This window comes from Streptomyces sp. NPDC031340, from assembly GCF_055569945.1.
On the sequence record NZ_JBVIIE010000047.1, the window covers coordinates 16754 to 32703 of the forward strand.

Here is a 15950-nt window from a genome sequence, read left to right on the forward strand (position 1 = left end):
ATGCGCCTTCTTTACCGGGAGGACCGTGCCGGGACCGGGCGTGCGGAGGAGGCCGGCGGCCGTCCTGGCCGCCGGTGGATCACACGGCCCCGTCGGCGTGCAGCGAGCGGCGGGCCTCCGCGTCGTACCCCAGCCAGGCCAGCACCTGGCCGGTGTGCTCGCCGAGAGCGGGGATCGGGTCCATCCGCGGGGTGCGGCCCGGGCTGACGACGGGCGGCAGCACCGCCCGCAGCGGCCCGACCGGCGAGCCGACCTCGGTCCAGCGGTCGCGGGCGTGCAGCTGGGGGTGGTCGAGGACGCCGTCCAGGTCCCTCAGCCGGGCGTGCGCGATACGGGCCTCGCGCAGCAACCGCTCCACCTCGTCGCCGGAGAGCGAACCGAACCGCTCGTCGATCTCCCGGTGCAGGGCGGGGCGGTTGGCGACCCGCAGGGCGCCGGTGCGGAACCGTTCGTCGCGGGACAGCCCGGGCGCGTCCAGCACCTCGCGGCAGAACGCGACCCACTCCCGGTCGCTCTGGATGGACAGCACGATGTCGCTGCCGTCCGCGGCGGTGAAGGTGCCGTACGGGGCGATGGCGGCATGGCTGGTGCCGGCGCGGCGCGGCGGCGTGCCCCCGTAGCCGGCGTAGTACAGCGGGTAGCCCATCCACTCGACGAGCGCGTCGAACAGGCTGACTTCCAGCGCCGTACCGCGCCCGGTGCGCTCCCGCTCGTACAGGGCGGCCAGGATGCCGGAGAACGCGTACATCCCGGCGCCGATGTCGGCGGCCGGGATGCCGCTCTTGGCCGGCGCGTCCTCGGTGCCGGTGACCGACACCAGACCCGCCTCGGACTGGATGAGCAGGTCGTAGGCCTTGGCGTCGCGGTACGGGCCACTGGACCCGTAGCCGGAGATCGAGCAGGTGATCAGCCGGGGGTGGCGCCGGGTCAGTTCCTCCGCGCCCAGGCCGAGCCGTTCGGCGGCGCCGGGGGCGAGGTTCTGGATGAACACGTCGGCGCGTTCCAGCAGCTTGCCCATGATCTCGGCCGCCGCCGGGTGCTTGAGGTCGAGGGTGACGCTCTCCTTGGAGCGGTTCAGCCACACGAAGTGGCTGGACATGCCGTGCACCGTCTCGTCGTAGTCGCGGGCGAAGTCCCCGGTGCCGGGGCGCTCGATCTTGATCACCCGGGCGCCCAGGTCGGCCAGGTGCCGGGCGGCCAGCGGCGCGGCGACCGCCTGTTCGCAGGAGACGACGGTGATGCCTTCGAGGGGCAGCGAGGCGAGGGCGTTCACAGTCCTATCACCACCGTCTCGGTCCGGGGGCGGCCGAGCAGGCCCTCGAAGCCCGTGTGCACGACGACCTGGCCGGCCCGGGCCTGGCCGGCCAGGCGGTGGGCCCGGCCGACGCCGCCGGTCCGCACGGCGGCACGCCGCATCCGGTCACGCTCGACGGTCGCGGCGCGTGTCACTTCGGGCTCCTGCGGGTCGTCCGGTCCATCCATCCGGTGCTGCCGGGGATCATCTCACCCCCGGCAGGCGGCGAACCGGCGGGTGTACCCCCGGCCCGGACGGGTCGGGCCGGACACGTCGTGCATGACGAGTCCGGCCACCGTGGGGCCGGCCACCGTGGGGCCGGCCACCACGAGGGAGGCTGCGCCGTGCCCGGCGCGCGGCGCAAGAGGCCGTTCGGGTGAACGGCGCCTTCGTGCCGGGTGTGCGCGTGTCCGGAGTGGGAGTGTCCGTACCCATTACGGGAACCGGGAAATGCGAGAGACGGAAGCGCGGAAACGCGACCCGGGTGACAGCGGGCCCTCTCGGACGGCGGCGCGGACGGTGGGAGGCGGTGTGGACAGTCGGCGCGGGACACGGTTCGGGCCGGACCGGCCGGTGGCCGGTCTGTCGGTGACGCTGTTACCGGGGCGGACAGGTGTGCGTCTGACGGGCGAGGTGGGCCTGGCCACCCGGAGCCTGTGGGCGGCCGCGCTGGAACGCGCCGTGGCCGAGGGCGAGGGGGTGTACCGCCTCGATCTGGCCGGGGTGACCTTCGTCGACGTGGCGGGCGCCGACGCGCTCGCGGCCGCCGCCGCGCGGCTGGGCGACGGCCGGCGTCTCGTGCTGCACCATCCGCCGGCCGCGTTGCGCCGCACGCTGGGCCTGTTCTGGCCCGATCACGCAGGGATCGAGGTACTGACGCCATGAGCACCGCAGCCGCACCGCCCGACTCCTTCGCGCATCACGCCCTCTTCTACGGCGACGAGCGGGAGTACCTCGCGTGCATCGTGCCTTTCGTCCACGCCGCGCTGGAGGCCGGTGAACCGGTCGCGGTGGCCGTGCCCGGCGAGAACCTCCGGCTGATCCGGGACGCCCTCGGCGACGGCCCCGACGCCGAGGGCGCCGTACGGTTCCTGGACATGCGGCAGGCCGGACGCAACCCCGGCCGGATCATCCCCGGCGTGCTGCGGCCCTTCGCCGACGCCCAGCCGCCCCACACGCCGGTGCGGATCGTCGGCGAGCCGGTGTGGGCGGGCCGCACGGCCGACGAGTACCCGGCCTGCGCCCAGCATGAGGCGCTGATCAACGCGGCGTTCCGGGGCCGCGCGGCGACCGTCCTGTGCCCGTACGACACCCGGGACCTGGCCCCGGAGGTGGTCGCCGACGCGCACGCCACCCACCCCACCGTGCTGCACGCCGGCACCGGACGGCAGCGGGTCAGCTCCGCCTACGCCCCCGGCGCCGTCGTCGCCCGCTACAACGAGCCGCTGCCGCCCGCGCCGGGCCCGCCGTTGTTCCGTTTCGATGCGCCGTCGCTCTCCGAGGCGCGCCACCGGGCCACCGACGAGGGCGCCCGGCTCGGCCTCGGCCGCGCTGGCCAGGCGGACCTGGCGCTGGTCATCGCCGAACTGGCCACCAACAGCGTGGTGCACGGCGGCGGCTCGGGCACGCTGCGGGTGTGGGCCGCGGACGGGTACGTGCTGTGCGAGGTGCGGGACGAGGGGCACCTCACCGATCCGCTCGCCGGACGCCGACCCGCACCGCACGACCAGCGCGGCGGCCGCGGCCTGCTCATGGTCAACCTCGTCGCCGACCTGGTCCGGGTGCACACCGGCCCGCACGGTACGGCCGTGCGCTGCTGGTTCGCCCGCTGACCCGCGCGACCCGGCCGGGGGACGGCTCGGCCGTGGGACTGCCCGGCCGAGGAACGGCCGAGGAACGGCCGAGGAACGGCCGAGGAACGGCCGAGGGGACGCCCGGGGGCCCGGCCTCGCGTCCGGTGGCCCGGCGGCCCGGCCCCGCGTCCGGGAAGTCTCAGTCGGCCAGCGGGTCGAGCACCAGCGGTTCGATCTTGCCCTCCAGCATGTAGCCCAGCCCCTGCACGGCGCACACGTCCGGCCGCTCGGCGATGTGCACCGGGATCCCGGTGAACTGCCGCAGCATGTGGTCCAGCCCCGGCAGCAACGCGCTCCCGCCGACCATCATGATCCCGCGGTCGGCCAGGTCGGCGACCAGGTCGGGCGGGCAGTCGCGCAGCACCTTGCCGATGCCGTCGAGCACCGCCGTCAGCGGGGTCTGGATGGCGTCGCGTACGGCGGCGGTGTCGACCCGCACCGAGCGGGCCAGGCCGGTGGCGACGTCCCGCCCGTGGATCTCGGTGGAGGTCGGGCCGTGCGGGGTGAGCCCGTTGCCGGACAGGGCGAGCTGCAGCGGCCGTACGGACTGGCTGGGCAGCATGAGCTCGTGCTGGTGGCGCAGGTGCTGCACGATCGCGTGGTCGACCGCCTCGCCGCCGACCGGGATCCGCTCGGCCGTCACGATGGAGCCGAGGGACAGCACGGCCACCTGGGTGGCCGCCGCCCCGCACACCATGACCATGGTGGCCTCGGGCTGCTCCACCGGCAGCCCGCAGCCCACGGCGGCCGCGATGAGGGTGTCGACGAGTTCCACGCGCCGGGCGCCGAGCCCGACGAGCGTCTCGATCGCCGCGCGCTGGGCGAGCGGGTCGGCGTCGTACGGGGTGCAGGCCGCCGCCCGCAGCCGGGGCTTGCGGCGCAGCGCGCGGCGGATCTTGTCGCCCAGCAGGTGCCGCAGCATGCGCTGCGCCATCTCGATGTCGACGACGGTGCCGCCGGACACGGGGCGCACGACCCGGATGTAGTTCGGGGTGCGGCCGGTCATCTGCTCGGCGAACTCGCCGACCGCGATCAGCGCGCCGGTGCGGGTGTTCACGGCGGCGACGGACGGCTGGTCGACGACGAGGCCGGCGCCCTTGACGTAGACGCGGGTCCGGGCCGCCCCCAGATCGACGGCGAAGTGGCAGCGGCGCAACCGCTCCAGACTGGCGGTCATGGCAGGGTCCTCCCGAGAGCGCAGACCGTGTCCCGCCGGGTGGCGGGGCTCCTCCCTGGCATCGTGCGGCGGGCGGGGGAGCGGGCGCCTTTTGTAGGGGGCCGGGCGGGTCGCCGCTGAATGGGGGGTTGTCGCGGCGTGGGTGCTTGCGGGCGGGTGCTTGCGGGGTGGGTGTCCTTGGCGGGAGCATGTCAGACGTTTTCCGTCGTCGCCGGTCAACTCCTCGGCGGCGCAAGCCAGATGACGCGCGACGGAAGAGGCGTGGATGAGCAGAGGACCAGTCGGCCGCGCGGCGGCTCTGCTGTCCGCCGGGCTCGTGCTGGCCCTGCTGCCGACGGCGCCGGCGGCCGGGCGGACCGGCACACCGCCCCCCGAGCAACCCGCCCGTCACGCAGACGCCTACCCGGTCACCCGTCCGGGCACCCACCCGGTCACCGACCCGGGCTCCCGTCCGGGCACCCACCCGGTCACCGACTCGGGCTCCCGTCCGGGCACCCGTGCCGGGTCCCGGACCGTGACCCTGGTGACCGGCGACAAGGTGACCGTCACCGACCTCGGGAACGGCCGTCGGACGGTCACCGTCGCGCGGCCCCGGGGTGCCGTCGGCGCCGTGCGGACGCGGGTCTCCGGCGGGCGGATCACCGTCGTACCGGACGAGGCGCTGCCGTATCTGCGGGCCGGCAGCCTCGACCGGCGGCTGTTCGACGTCGACGGGCTGATACGGCAGGGGCTCGCCGACGGCGGCACCGGCGAGCTGCCGCTGATCGTGACCTGGGACAAGGGCACGCGGGCCGTGGTCCCGCGCGGCGCCGAGCGGACGCGGACCCTCCGCAGCGTGCGCGGCATGGCCGTCGCGGCCGAGAAGGGGCGGACGTTCTGGCGGTCCGTCACCCGGCAGGACGACGCCAAGGGTGTCAAGCAGCTCGAACAACTCCCAGACCTCCACGGCATCAAGGGCATCTGGCTCGACGGGCGGGTGCGGGCCGACATGGCCGAGAGCAACGCGCAGATCGGGACGCGGGCCGCCTGGGACGCCGGACTGACCGGCGAGGGCGTCACCGTCGCCGTGCTGGACAGCGGGGTCGACGCCGGGCATCCCGACCTGGCCGGGCGGATCTCCGTCAGCAGGAGCTTCGTCGGCGGGGACGACGTCGCGGACCGCTACGGGCACGGCACGCACGTCGCGTCGACCGCCGGCGGCAGCGGGGCGGCCTCCGACGGCAGGGAGAAGGGCGTCGCACCCGGGGCCCGTCTCGCCGTCGGCAAGGTGCTCGGCGACCAGGGGTCGGGGAGCGAGTCGCAGATCATCGCCGGCATGGAGTGGGCCGCCCGTGACGTGCACGCCCGGATCGTGTCGATGAGCCTGGGCACCACCGAGCCGAGCGACGGCACCGATCCCATGTCCCAGGCCCTGGACACCCTCGCCCGGGAGACCGGGGCCCTCTTCGTCGTCGCCGCCGGCAACACCGGCGCGCCCTCCTCCATCGGCTCGCCCGGCGCCGCCGACGCCGCCCTGACCGTCGGCGCGGTCGACGCGGCCGACCGGCCGGCCTGGTTCACCAGCGCCGGGCCGCGCCACGGCGACAACGCCCTCAAGCCCGACCTGTCCGCCCCCGGCGTCGGCATCCTCGCCGCCCGCTCCTCCCTGACCGGCGGCAGCGGCTGGTACACCGCCATGAGCGGTACGTCGATGGCGGTGCCGCACGTCGCCGGCGCGGCCGCCCTGCTCGCCGAGGACCACCCCGACTGGACCGGCGTCCAGCTCAAGGACGCGCTGATGTCGACCTCCCGGACGCTCGACGCCGACGCCTACCGGTCGGGCGCGGGCAGGGTGAGCGTGCCGGACGCGGTCACCGCGGACATCACCGCCACCGCGAGCGCCGACCTCGGTTTCCGGCGCTGGCCCTACGACGCCGACGAGCCGGTCACCCGGACCCTCACCTACACCAACACCTCCGGCCACGACGTCCGGTTGACCCTCGCCGCACAGGGCGCCCCGGACGGCGTCGCCCGGCTCGCCGACACCGCCCTGACCGTGCCCGCGCACGGCACCGCCGCCACGACCGTGACCGGGGACGTCTCCAGGGCGCCGGTCGGCGAGACCAGCGGGCAGATCGTCGCCTCCGCCGCCGGGACCCCCGTCGCGCACACCGTGTTCGGGATGGTCAAGGAGGACGAGCGGTACACGCTCACCGTCCACGTCAGGGACCGCGACGGCGCCGCCACCCCCGCCGACGTGACCGTGCAGCCGCTCGCGCAGGGCGCCGAAGCCCGCCAGGAGCACGCCGACGGCACCGGCACCCTCCGCCTGCGCCTGAAGCCGGGCACGTACAGCCTGACGTCGTTTCTCGACGTGCGCGGCGCCCACGGCGCCGACTCGCTCGGGCTCGGCTTCCTCGCCGCGCCGGAGGTCGCCGTCGACCGGGACCGCGAGGTCACCCTCGACGGGCGCCGGCTGCGCGAGATCAGGGCCGAGGTGCCCCGGCGCACCGAGACCCGGCAACTCGTCATGGAGTACGACCGCGCCGCCGACGGCGTCGACCTGTCCGGGTCCGTCATGGTCCCCGTCACCTACGACAGCGTCTTCGCCGCGCCCACCGGGGAGGTCACCCGGGGCACCTTCGAATACCGGACGGTGTGGCGGCTCGGCAAGCCGCAGCTGGAGGTGACGGGCGTCGACGACGCCGTCGTCCAGCCCGGCGGCACCCTCATCGAGGGGCGCAGCACGCTCCCCCTGACCGACGTCGGCGACGGCCCCTTCACCGGCGTGCGCGGCAACGCGGCGCTGGCGCACCTGGCCGACGGCGCCGACCCGGCCGCCCTCGCGCAGGCCGCGCAGGACGCGGGCGTCAGAGCGCTGTTCGTGACGGACGACGCCCCCGGCCGGCTGCAGACCTGGTGGGGCGCCGACGACAACACCGACCGGCCGCTGCAGATCGCCACCGTCGGTCTCGCCGACGCGGCCCGGCTGCGCGCGGCGGGCCGCGTCGAGATGACGGGCACCCGAGACACCCCGTACGTGTACGACCTCTCGCAGGGGCACGCACAGCGGATCCCGGACGGCGACCTCACCTACCGGCCGGGCGCGCGCGACCTCGCCGTGCTGCGCACGAGGTTCCACGCGGCCACGCCCATGAGCGGCGGCGAGTTCCGGTACTCGGTCACCGGCACGTTCCCGGTCGGGCTCGGCTTCCAGGAGCGGATCGACCTGCCCGCCGAGCGGACCGACTACGTGTCGACCGGGCCCGGCCAGCTGTGGCAGGAGTCCGCCACGGCCGGCGACGGGGCGCTGGAGGAACGCGGCGGGCTCGTCGCCCACCGCGGCGGGTCGCACCGCACGCTCGACTGGTTCGGGCCCGTGTGGCACCCCTGGCTGGGCAGTGCGACCGGCCCGGGGCCGCAGCGCACCGGCGGACGGCTGACCTTCGACCTCCCCGGCTGGGGCGACTCCGGGCCCGACCACACCGGCTTCGGCGACGTGTGGAGCGACGAATCCGGCATGTCGCAGTGGACGGAGGCCGGCCCGGACGGCGTACCGGCCGACCGGCACCGGGGCTCGGGCGCGTATGTGACCGACGCGCCCGCCGACGAGCACACCTACCGGGTCGTCACCGGCACCGCCCTCGACGCCGGCCGCTGGGGACGGGCCACCGAGGGCCGCTCCGAGTGGACCTTCAGGTCCGCGGCCCCGCCCGGCGACGGCCCGGTCACCCTCCCCCTGATCAACCTCGCCTTCGACGTCCGCACCGACCTCGCGGGCGACGTGCCGGGCGGCGGACGGGTGCCGGTCGGGATCTCCGCCCGGTACGTGGCGGGCGCGCGGGACACCGGGACCATCGGCGGCGGGCGGCTCGAGGTGTCGTACGACGACGGGCGGACCTGGCGGACGGTCGCCCTGAAGCGGTCCGGGACCTCCTGGCGGGGCGCGCTGAGCGTGCCGCGCGGCGCCGCCCATGTGTCGCTGCGGGCCTCGGCGAGCGACGACCGGGGCGGCTCGGTGACCCAGCAGGTCATCAGGGCGACCGGGGTGAGGTAGGCCGTACGGCGCGGGCGGCGCCGCCTCCCCGGCACGGGGGGCCGGCGCCCCGGGCGGGTGGCTCCGCCCGCGCGGGACCCGGGCGGTCACCTGAGCGGCGGTCGCAGGTGCGGCGGTCGACAGCGGCGCCCGTCGCAGGAGCGGCGGTCACTCGGTCCCGGGGGCGTCGGTTCCCTCCCGCGGGCGGGAGACGCCCCGGATGACTCCCAGCTCCACCAGGTCCTGGGGCCGGATGCGGAGCTGGTCCGCCGTCTGCTCCGCCCGGTCGGGCGGCCGTTTCAGGATCGCGGCGGCCGACTCCGGCGCGATGACGGAGAAGTAACTCTCCGGCGTGGCATACGTGTTGCCCGGCGCGGCCAGCGCCAGCGCCCCGCCGGAGCCGCCCTCGCCGATCACCAGCGTGGTCACCGGCGTGCGGGCGGCCGCCACCGCGCCGAACAGGTCCGCGATCGCCGCGCCCGCGCCCTCCCGCTCCGCCCGGGCGTCGTTCGCCGCGCCCGGCGTGTCCACCAGGGTCAGCACCGGTATCCCGAGCCGGTCCGCGAGACGGATCAGCCGGGCGGCGGTGCGGTAGCCGGCGGGCCGGGTCGCGGTGCCGGTCTGGGCGGCGTAGGCGACCGTACGGCCCTCGTGCTCGCCGAAACCGCACAGCATGCCCGCGTCGGTGCCGCCGCAGCGGTCGCCGCTGATCGCCGCCCGCCGCGTGAAGTACGCGTCCAGGTACGCCTCGGCGCGCGGGCGTCGCGGGGAGCGGGCGCGCCGCACGGCCTCCCAGCCGGTGGCGGGCAGGTCACCCGCGCCGAGGGCGGGCGGCACGGGGGCCCGCGGCGCCGGTGACGTCAGCAGCCGCAGCCACAGTCCCAGCGTCTCCCGCAGTTCCCCGGGCCGCACCAGCGCGTCGGCCGCGCCCGCCGCGAGCTGCGCCTCGGCCGTGTACGCCGCCGGGTCGGCGTCCGCGGGCCGCACCCGGGAGCCCGCGAAGCCGACCTGGGCGCCGGGCAGCGCGAGGACGACGTCGGCGCCCGCGCCGAGCGTGGCCCAGCCGCCGCCCGTCGTCGGGTCGCGCACCACCGCGATCTGCGCCAGCCCGGCCTGCCCGGTCAGCGCCGACTGCCGGGCCACCCGCTGCAGTTGGGTGAGCGCGAGCATGCCCTCCTGCATCCGGCTGCCCCCGGTGGCGACCAACGGCACGACCGGCAGCCGGTGTTCGCGTGCGTAGGCGTACGCGGCCGTCAGCCGGTCGCCGGTGCGCTCGCCGAGCGAGCCGCCGAGGTAGCCGAACTCGAACGCGATCAGCACGGCCCGCGTGCCGACGACGCTCGCCGTGCCGCACACCACGGACTCCTGCTCGCCGGTGCGCTCGGCGGCGCGGGCGCGGGAGGCGTCGTAGCCCTGCCAGGCGAGCGGGCCGTCGGGCCCCGACCGCCGTGCCGGGTACGGGAGTTCGGTGAAGCCGGTGTCGTCGGTGACGAGGGCGAGGATCTCGCGCGCGGAGTGCCGCTCAGTCACGGGACAGCGACCGCTTCATGATCTTCCCCATGTCGTTGCGGGGCAGGGCGGCGAGATGGTGCACCACCCGGGGCCGCTTGTGCGGGGCGAGACGCCGGGCCACGTGATCGGCCAGCTCCTCCGCCCCCGGCGGCGACTGCGGGTCCGCCGGGACGACCCACGCCACGATCCGCTCGCCCAGATCGGGGTCCGGCTCACCGGTCACCGCGGCCTCCCGCACCCCCGGGTGCTCCAGCAGCGCGTTCTCGATCTCACCCGCCCCGATCTTGTAACCCCCGCTCTTGATCAGGTCGGTGGCCTTGCGGCCGACGATGCGCACGTACCCGTCGGGATCCCGCACCGCCATGTCGCCGGTGCGGAACCAGCCGTCCGCGGTGAACGCGGCCTCGGTGGCGTCCGGCCGGTTGAGGTACCCGGTGAACAGGTTCGGCCCGCGCACCTGGATCTCGCCCACGGTCTCCCCGTCCGGCGACGCGATGACCGACCCGTCCTCCTCCACCAGCCTCAGCTCCACGCCCGGCAGCGGCACGCCCACCGTGCCGGCCCGCGGCTCGCCGTCGGCGCGGACGCTGGTGTTCATCAGCGTCTCCGTCATGCCGTACCGCTCGATGACCCGCCGTCCGGTCGCGGCGGCGATCCGCTCGTGGTCGTGCACCGGCAGCGCGGCGGAGCCGGAGACCAGCAGCCGCGCCCCGCCGAGCGCCTTGACCAGCTCCGGGTCACCGGGCAGGGCCTGCGCGATGCGGTGGTACATCGTCGGCACCCCGAACAGCATGGTCGCGCCGTCGTTCAGCTCCCGCGCCACGCCCTCCGGGCTGAACCGGCCCAGGTGCCGCACGCTGCCGCCGCGCCTGAGCGGGCCCAGGGCGCCCAGCACCAGCCCGTGCACGTGGAACAGCGGCAGCCCGTGCACCAGCACGTCGTCGCCGGTCCACTGCCAGGCGTCGGCCAGCGCGTCCAGGGTGGTGGCGAGCGCGCGGCGGGGGATGACGGCGCCCTTGGGCGGGCCGGTGGTGCCGGAGGTGTAGACGATCAGCGCCGGGTCCTCCGCGTCGACATCCCCGGTGGCCTCGGCGGGCCCGGCGCCCCGCGCGTCCACGTCGACGTCGACGCGGGTCAAGCCCCGCAGCGGCGGCGGGAGTTCGTCGCCCGGCGCGGCCAGCACCAGCTCCGGCGCGCTGTCGGACAGGATGTGTCCGAGTTCCTTCTCCCCCGACTTCGGGTTCAGCGGCACGGCGGCCGCCCCGGCCTCCAGCACCGCCACGACGGCCACGGCGGTCTCCAGCACCGGCGTCGCCCAGACGGCGACCCGCCCGCCGCGCGGGAGCCGCGCCGCCAGGGCGCCGGCCGCGTCGGCCAGCCCGGCGTACGTCAGGAACCGCTCACCGAAGCCCAGGGCGGGGCGCTCGGCCGGTCCGCCGGTCAGGGCGGGGAAGAGAGAGGACACGCGGCGCACTCCTTGTCGTCGGGGCGTAGGGCTCGTGAGGGCCGTCGGGGATCGGAACACCACCACGTTCCTACCAGGCGCACTACCCCGGCGCAGCGCCCCTCAGGCTGCCGTCTCCACCACATCCGCCACCACACAGCTCACGTTGTCCGGACCGCCCGCGCCGTTCGCCGCGTCGACCAGAGCCCGTACGGCGGTGTCGGGCGCCGGGGACGAGGCGAGGAGGCCGCGTATGCGGGCGTCGGGGACGACGGCCGTGAGACCGTCGGAGCAGAGCAGATACCGGTCGCCGGGCGCCGCGTCCCGCAGTTTCAGGTCCGGGGTGCCGGTCGTCAGGGCCTTCAGGAGCAGCGCCCGCTGGGGGTGGGCCGCGGCCTCCTCCGGAGTCAGCCGCCCCTCGTCGATCATCGACTGCACCACCGTGTGGTCGTGGGTGACGCGGAAGAGCGCGCCGTCGCGCAGCAGGTAGGCGCGGGAGTCGCCGATGTGCACCAGGGCGAGGCGGGAGCCGGTCAGGAGCAGGGCGGTGAGGGTGGTGCCGGTGTCGCCGGTGCCGTCCGCCGCGTCCCGCACCGCCTCGGTCGCCTCCCGGACGGCGTCCTCCAGCACACCGAGGACGTTGCCCGCCGGCAGCTCCCGCGTGTCCAGGAAGCGCAGCGCCTCGACCGCCGCGCCGCTGGCGGGCGCGCCCGCCGGGCCGTACCCGTCGGCGACCGCGAGCAGCCGCGCGCCGGCGTACGCGGTGTCCTGGTTGGCGGGGCGGACCCGGCCGAGGTCCGAGTGGGCGGAATAGCGGAGTTCCAGCATGGTGGTGTCCTTTCCGGACTGCGGTGACTGTCGTGGCTGTGATGACTGTGATGACTGTGATGACGGTGGCTCGGAAGACCCGGCACGCCCTGCCAGGTGGTCGACCAGGAACGCGGCCAGGTCCCGCCGCACCGCCGTCTCCCTCTCGACCCCCGCCCAGTAGGCGCGGATCTCGCGGCCCGCGGCCGCCGGATCGCGGGAGCACAGGTCGCACACCTCGCGGATCCGGGCCAGCGGCATCCCGATCCGCCGCAGCCACGCCACCAGCCGCGCCCGCTCCAACTGCCCGGCCGCGTAGTAGCGGTAGCCGGTGTACGGGTCGACGCGCGCCGGACGCAGCAGGTCCAGTTCGTCGTAGAGCCGCAGTGCCTTGGGGGACAGCCGGCACGCCTTGGCGAACGCGCCGATCGTCAGCATCTCGCTGTGCATCCCTGTGAGTCCCTCCCGTCTCCCGTCACCGATGCTGGGGCTTCCCCGAGGGGGAGGGTCAAACGGGTTGGCCCGGTTGCCGGTGTGCTGGTTAGCCTCGGGCGGACCGCGTCGCAGCCAGAACGGAGACCCGCCGTGCCCCGAGTCGCCCTCGTCACCTACGACCCCGGGCCGGAGACCAGCCGGGACCGGGACCTGCCCGTGCTGGTGGGCGCGCTGCGCGAGGCCGGCGCCGGCGCGGACGCCGTGTTCTGGGACGACGCGTCCGTCGACTGGGCCGCGTACGACCTCGCCGTCATCCGCTCCACCTGGGACTACAGCTGGCGGGCCGCCGAGTTCACGGCGTGGGCGGACCGGTGCGCCGAGGCCACGCGGCTCGCCAACCCGGCCGACGTCGTGCGCTGGAACACCGACAAGCGGTACCTGGGCGACCTCGCGGCGGCCGGTGTGCCCGTCGTGCCCACCCGCTACCTCGCCCCGGGCGACGCCCCCGGCCTGCCGGAGGGCCACGAGTACGTCGTCAAGCCCACCTCCGGCGCGGGCGCCCGCTACGCCGCCCGCTACACGCCCGACGACCACGACACGGCCGTACGGCACCTCGCGCACCTGCACGGCGAGGGCTTCACGGCGATGGTGCAGCCGTACATGCGCGGCATAGACGCCGGCGGCGAGCGGGCCCTGCAGTTCTTCGGCGGCCGGCTCCTGCACGCCAGCCGCAAGCGCGCCGTGCTGGCCCCCGGCACCGCCTACGACGCCGACAAGGTGCCCCACCCCGGCCTGGAGCCGTGGACACCGACGCCGGCCGAGGTCGCCGTCGCCGAGCGCGCCCTGGCCGCCGTACCGGACGCGGCCGAGGTGCTGTACGCGCGGGTGGACCTCGTCGACGGGGACGACGGGGAGCCCAGGGTGATGGAGCTGGAACTGGTCGAGCCGAACCTGTTCCTGTTCCTGCACCCCGGTTCGACGGCGGCCGTCCGGGACGCGATCCTGGCGGCCGCGCGGTAGCCGGGGGCGCCCGGTTCAGCCGGTGACGGCCGTCCGCTGGAGCAGCCCCCAGGTGAACTCGGCGACGACCTCCCGCCGCACCCCGCGCGCGTCCGGGGCCGTGAAGGCCAGGCCCCAGCGGGTGGGGGCGGTGCCCTGGAGGGGGCGGGCGGGGGCGAAGGCGCGGGCCGCCTCGTCGACCGTGCAGGACCAGGGGGTGAGGTCGTCGAGGGTCCGCAGGTCGGGGCCCGCGGCTCCCGGGGCGCGGATCAGCCACTCGTTCCACACCGTGCCGTCCGGGGCGAGCAGGACCTCGAAGCGCAGGTCGGGCCAGAGCGGGACCGGCCACAGCCGGGCCTCGCAGTCCAGTTCGCCGACCTTGCGGGTGAGGGTCGCCTCGGGCTCGCCGAGGACGGCGCGGTACCGGGCGGCGGCGCCGCGCGCGCGTGGCGAGTGCAGCATGGCCTGCCAGCGCCTGTTGGCCTCCCGCATGTCGGCGACCGACGCGCCCAGCGCACGGCGGGCGTCCTCCACCGGGCCTGGGTTGTGGTCGGCCATGCGGCGCAGCAGGACCAGCTGGAAGTCCAGCGGGGTGAGCGGGGTGACGGGGCTAGCGGGGCGTTTCGCGGACGGCATGCGCACCATGGTGGCCCACGGCGGGTCCGCCGGGACGGCGGCCGTCCGGCAGGAACAGGACCGAGTTGACGTACCGCTGGTGCCTGCGGAACGGCAGTACGCGGCCCAGCAGGCCCTGCGCGACGACGTGCGCGGCCCCCGCCTGGTGCGCCTCCAGCGGGAACGACGCCAGTGGCACCCAGGTGTCGCCGGGCAGCACCCAGCCCTGGTAGCCCAGCAGCGACAGGTGGTTCACCACCGGGGCGACCGGCTGGATGCGGGACTCCAGCTCGACGAACAGGGCGGGCCGGTCGCGGATGAGGACGCCCCTCGCCCCGCGCAGCACGGCGAGTTCGCTGCCGTCCACGTCGATCTTGACGAACCCGACGCCCGCCAGCCCGAGGCCGTCGAGGGTGACGCAGCGGACGTCCTCGGCCTGGCACGACGTCCCGCGCCATCAGGTGCGCCGGTTCGCCGCGACCGCCATGGCCGAGGCGCCCGCGCTCGCCGAGGAGATCATGCACGAGATCCGGCGCGAGTATCCGCACCTGCCCGTCGTCCCGGACGAGTCGGGCGAGCCGATGGCGCTGGTCGGCATCCGCCGCGCCATCGAGGTCTTCGTCCAGCACCTGGAGACCTCGGAGGGCCGCCCGACCGTACCGCCCGGCGTCTTCCAGGAGTTCGGCCGGGGTTGAGGGCCTGCACGGCCGCTCGCTGGACGCGCTCCAGGCGATCTACCGCCTGGGCGTGCGCCTGGCCTGGCGCCGCTTCGCCGACATCGGCCAGCGCGTCGACATCCCGCCGCCCGCGATGTACGAACTCGTCGACGCCGGCTACGAGTACCTCGACGGCCTGGTCGACCAGTCCGTCCGCGGCTACGCCGAGGCGGCGGCCCGGCAGGCCGGGGAACGGCTCCGCCTCCAACGCCGCCTGATGGAACTGCTGCTGGCCGAACGCCACCGCGGCGACCCCGCCGACGCGCTCGCCGAACGCGCCGCCCGGGTCGGCTGGCCGCTGCCGCACAAGGTCGCCGTGGGCGTGCTGCGGCGCCCGGCGCCGGAGGCGGTGGCGCCCGCCGTCGGCCAGGAGGTCCTGCTCGACATGGAGTACGAGCAGCCCCGCATGGTCGTCCCAGAACCGGACGCCGCCGGCCGCTCCGAACTGCTGCACCGGGCGCTGACCGGCTGGTCCGGCGCGATCGGTCCGCCCGTACCGCCGGCCGAGGCGGCGAAGTCGCTGCGGTGGGCCGAGGCGGCCGTCCACCTGATGGAACGCGGTCTGCTGCCGGCCGGCGACGTCCTGCACTGCACCGAGCACACCGAGGCGCTGCTGCTGCTGCAGCCGGAGGAACTGATCGACGACCTGGCCCTGCGCTGCCTGGCCCCGCTCGCCCACTGCGGCCCGACCCACGGCCGGCGCCTCGCGGAGACCCTGCTGGCCTGGCTGGAGACCCGCGCCCCGGAGGTCGCCGCCCGCCTCGGCGTCCACCCCCAGACCGTCCGCTACCGCCTGCGCCAGATCCGCGAACTGTGGGGCGACGAGATCGACGACCCGGACCGCCGCTTCGAACTGGAACTGGTACTACGAGCCCGAAGACTCCGCGGCCGACTGGGCACCCCGGCCCGGCGGTGACGGGCGCGCCGGCGGCGCGGGCGGCACCCGTCAGGTCGCGGCACCGGTCAGCAGGTGCTCTCGACCCTGGCCGTGAGGTGACCTCCCGGCTCGCGCGGTGTGATGATCGAACCCGTGATCAACGAGGGGGCCGGGCCAGCCGGACGCAGGACATGGACCGGGACAGC

Annotated in this window: 11 protein-coding genes and 2 pseudogenes; 5 read left to right on the forward strand and 8 right to left on the reverse strand. The window is 75.8% G+C overall.

The window, feature by feature from the left end; translation table 11 throughout:
* Positions 1-79: 79 nt before the first annotated feature.
* Both ACZ5GT_RS30005 and ACZ5GT_RS30010 read right to left on the reverse strand, forming a co-directional pair.
* Complete coding sequence (locus ACZ5GT_RS30005) at positions 80-1273, reverse strand: CaiB/BaiF CoA transferase family protein (protein WP_469032306.1); 1194 nt, start codon at positions 1271-1273, stop codon at positions 80-82.
* Entirely contained in the window at positions 1270-1449 is a 180-nt protein-coding gene (locus ACZ5GT_RS30010) for a hypothetical protein (RefSeq protein WP_469032310.1), read from the reverse strand. Before ACZ5GT_RS30010 ends, ACZ5GT_RS30005 begins: the two co-directional genes overlap by 4 nt.
* Positions 1450-1909: 460 nt before the next feature.
* On the opposite strand from ACZ5GT_RS30010, the gene ACZ5GT_RS30015 reads away from it, so the two are divergent.
* Positions 1910-2179 carry an STAS domain-containing protein gene (locus ACZ5GT_RS30015; RefSeq protein WP_469032314.1) on the forward strand — a complete coding sequence of 90 codons (270 nt, stop codon included), beginning with the start codon at positions 1910-1912 and terminating at the stop codon, positions 2177-2179.
* On the forward strand, positions 2176-3126 hold the full coding sequence (locus tag ACZ5GT_RS30020) for an anti-sigma factor RsbA family regulatory protein (RefSeq protein ID WP_469032316.1): 951 nt from the start codon (positions 2176-2178) through the stop codon (positions 3124-3126). Before ACZ5GT_RS30015 ends, ACZ5GT_RS30020 begins: the two co-directional genes overlap by 4 nt.
* Before the next feature lie 160 nt (positions 3127-3286).
* Here the strand turns inward: ACZ5GT_RS30020 and ACZ5GT_RS30025 are convergent, their stop codons facing one another.
* Complete coding sequence (locus tag ACZ5GT_RS30025; protein ID WP_469032320.1) at positions 3287-4324, reverse strand: rod shape-determining protein; 1038 nt, start codon at positions 4322-4324, stop codon at positions 3287-3289.
* A gap of 265 nt (positions 4325-4589) precedes the next feature.
* Between ACZ5GT_RS30025 and ACZ5GT_RS30030 the strand changes: the two genes are divergently transcribed.
* Positions 4590-8360 carry a S8 family serine peptidase gene (locus tag ACZ5GT_RS30030; protein WP_469032323.1) on the forward strand — a complete coding sequence of 1257 codons (3771 nt, stop codon included), beginning with the start codon at positions 4590-4592 and terminating at the stop codon, positions 8358-8360.
* A gap of 147 nt (positions 8361-8507) precedes the next feature.
* Here the strand turns inward: ACZ5GT_RS30030 and ACZ5GT_RS30035 are convergent, their stop codons facing one another.
* From ACZ5GT_RS30035 to ACZ5GT_RS30045, 3 genes are all read right to left on the reverse strand, one after another.
* Complete coding sequence (locus ACZ5GT_RS30035; RefSeq protein ID WP_469032325.1) at positions 8508-9869, reverse strand: carboxyl transferase domain-containing protein; 1362 nt, start codon at positions 9867-9869, stop codon at positions 8508-8510.
* Complete coding sequence (locus ACZ5GT_RS30040; protein ID WP_469032327.1) at positions 9862-11316, reverse strand: acyl-CoA synthetase; 1455 nt, start codon at positions 11314-11316, stop codon at positions 9862-9864. Before ACZ5GT_RS30040 ends, ACZ5GT_RS30035 begins: the two co-directional genes overlap by 8 nt.
* Before the next feature lie 102 nt (positions 11317-11418).
* The gene (locus ACZ5GT_RS30045) at positions 11419-12552 is read right to left on the reverse strand and encodes a MerR family transcriptional regulator (RefSeq protein ID WP_469032329.1); all 1134 of its coding nucleotides are present in this window, start codon (positions 12550-12552) and stop codon (positions 11419-11421) included.
* Positions 12553-12687: 135 nt separating this feature from the next.
* Between ACZ5GT_RS30045 and ACZ5GT_RS30050 the strand changes: the two genes are divergently transcribed.
* The gene (locus ACZ5GT_RS30050; RefSeq protein ID WP_469032331.1) at positions 12688-13557 is read left to right on the forward strand and encodes an ATP-grasp domain-containing protein; all 870 of its coding nucleotides are present in this window, start codon (positions 12688-12690) and stop codon (positions 13555-13557) included.
* Positions 13558-13572: 15 nt separating this feature from the next.
* Here the strand turns inward: ACZ5GT_RS30050 and ACZ5GT_RS30055 are convergent, their stop codons facing one another.
* Complete coding sequence (locus ACZ5GT_RS30055; protein WP_469032335.1) at positions 13573-14181, reverse strand: hypothetical protein; 609 nt, start codon at positions 14179-14181, stop codon at positions 13573-13575.
* Positions 14147-14587 (reverse strand): annotated as a pseudogene (locus ACZ5GT_RS30060) (FkbM family methyltransferase); the annotation flags it as partial. The gene ACZ5GT_RS30055 and the pseudogene ACZ5GT_RS30060, both read right to left, overlap by 35 nt.
* Here ACZ5GT_RS30060 and ACZ5GT_RS30065 point away from each other — a divergent pair.
* Positions 14526-15783: pseudogene (locus ACZ5GT_RS30065) on the forward strand (PucR family transcriptional regulator). The pseudogenes ACZ5GT_RS30060 and ACZ5GT_RS30065 sit on opposite strands and share 62 nt — an antisense overlap.
* The last annotated feature ends 167 nt before the right edge of the window (positions 15784-15950 follow it).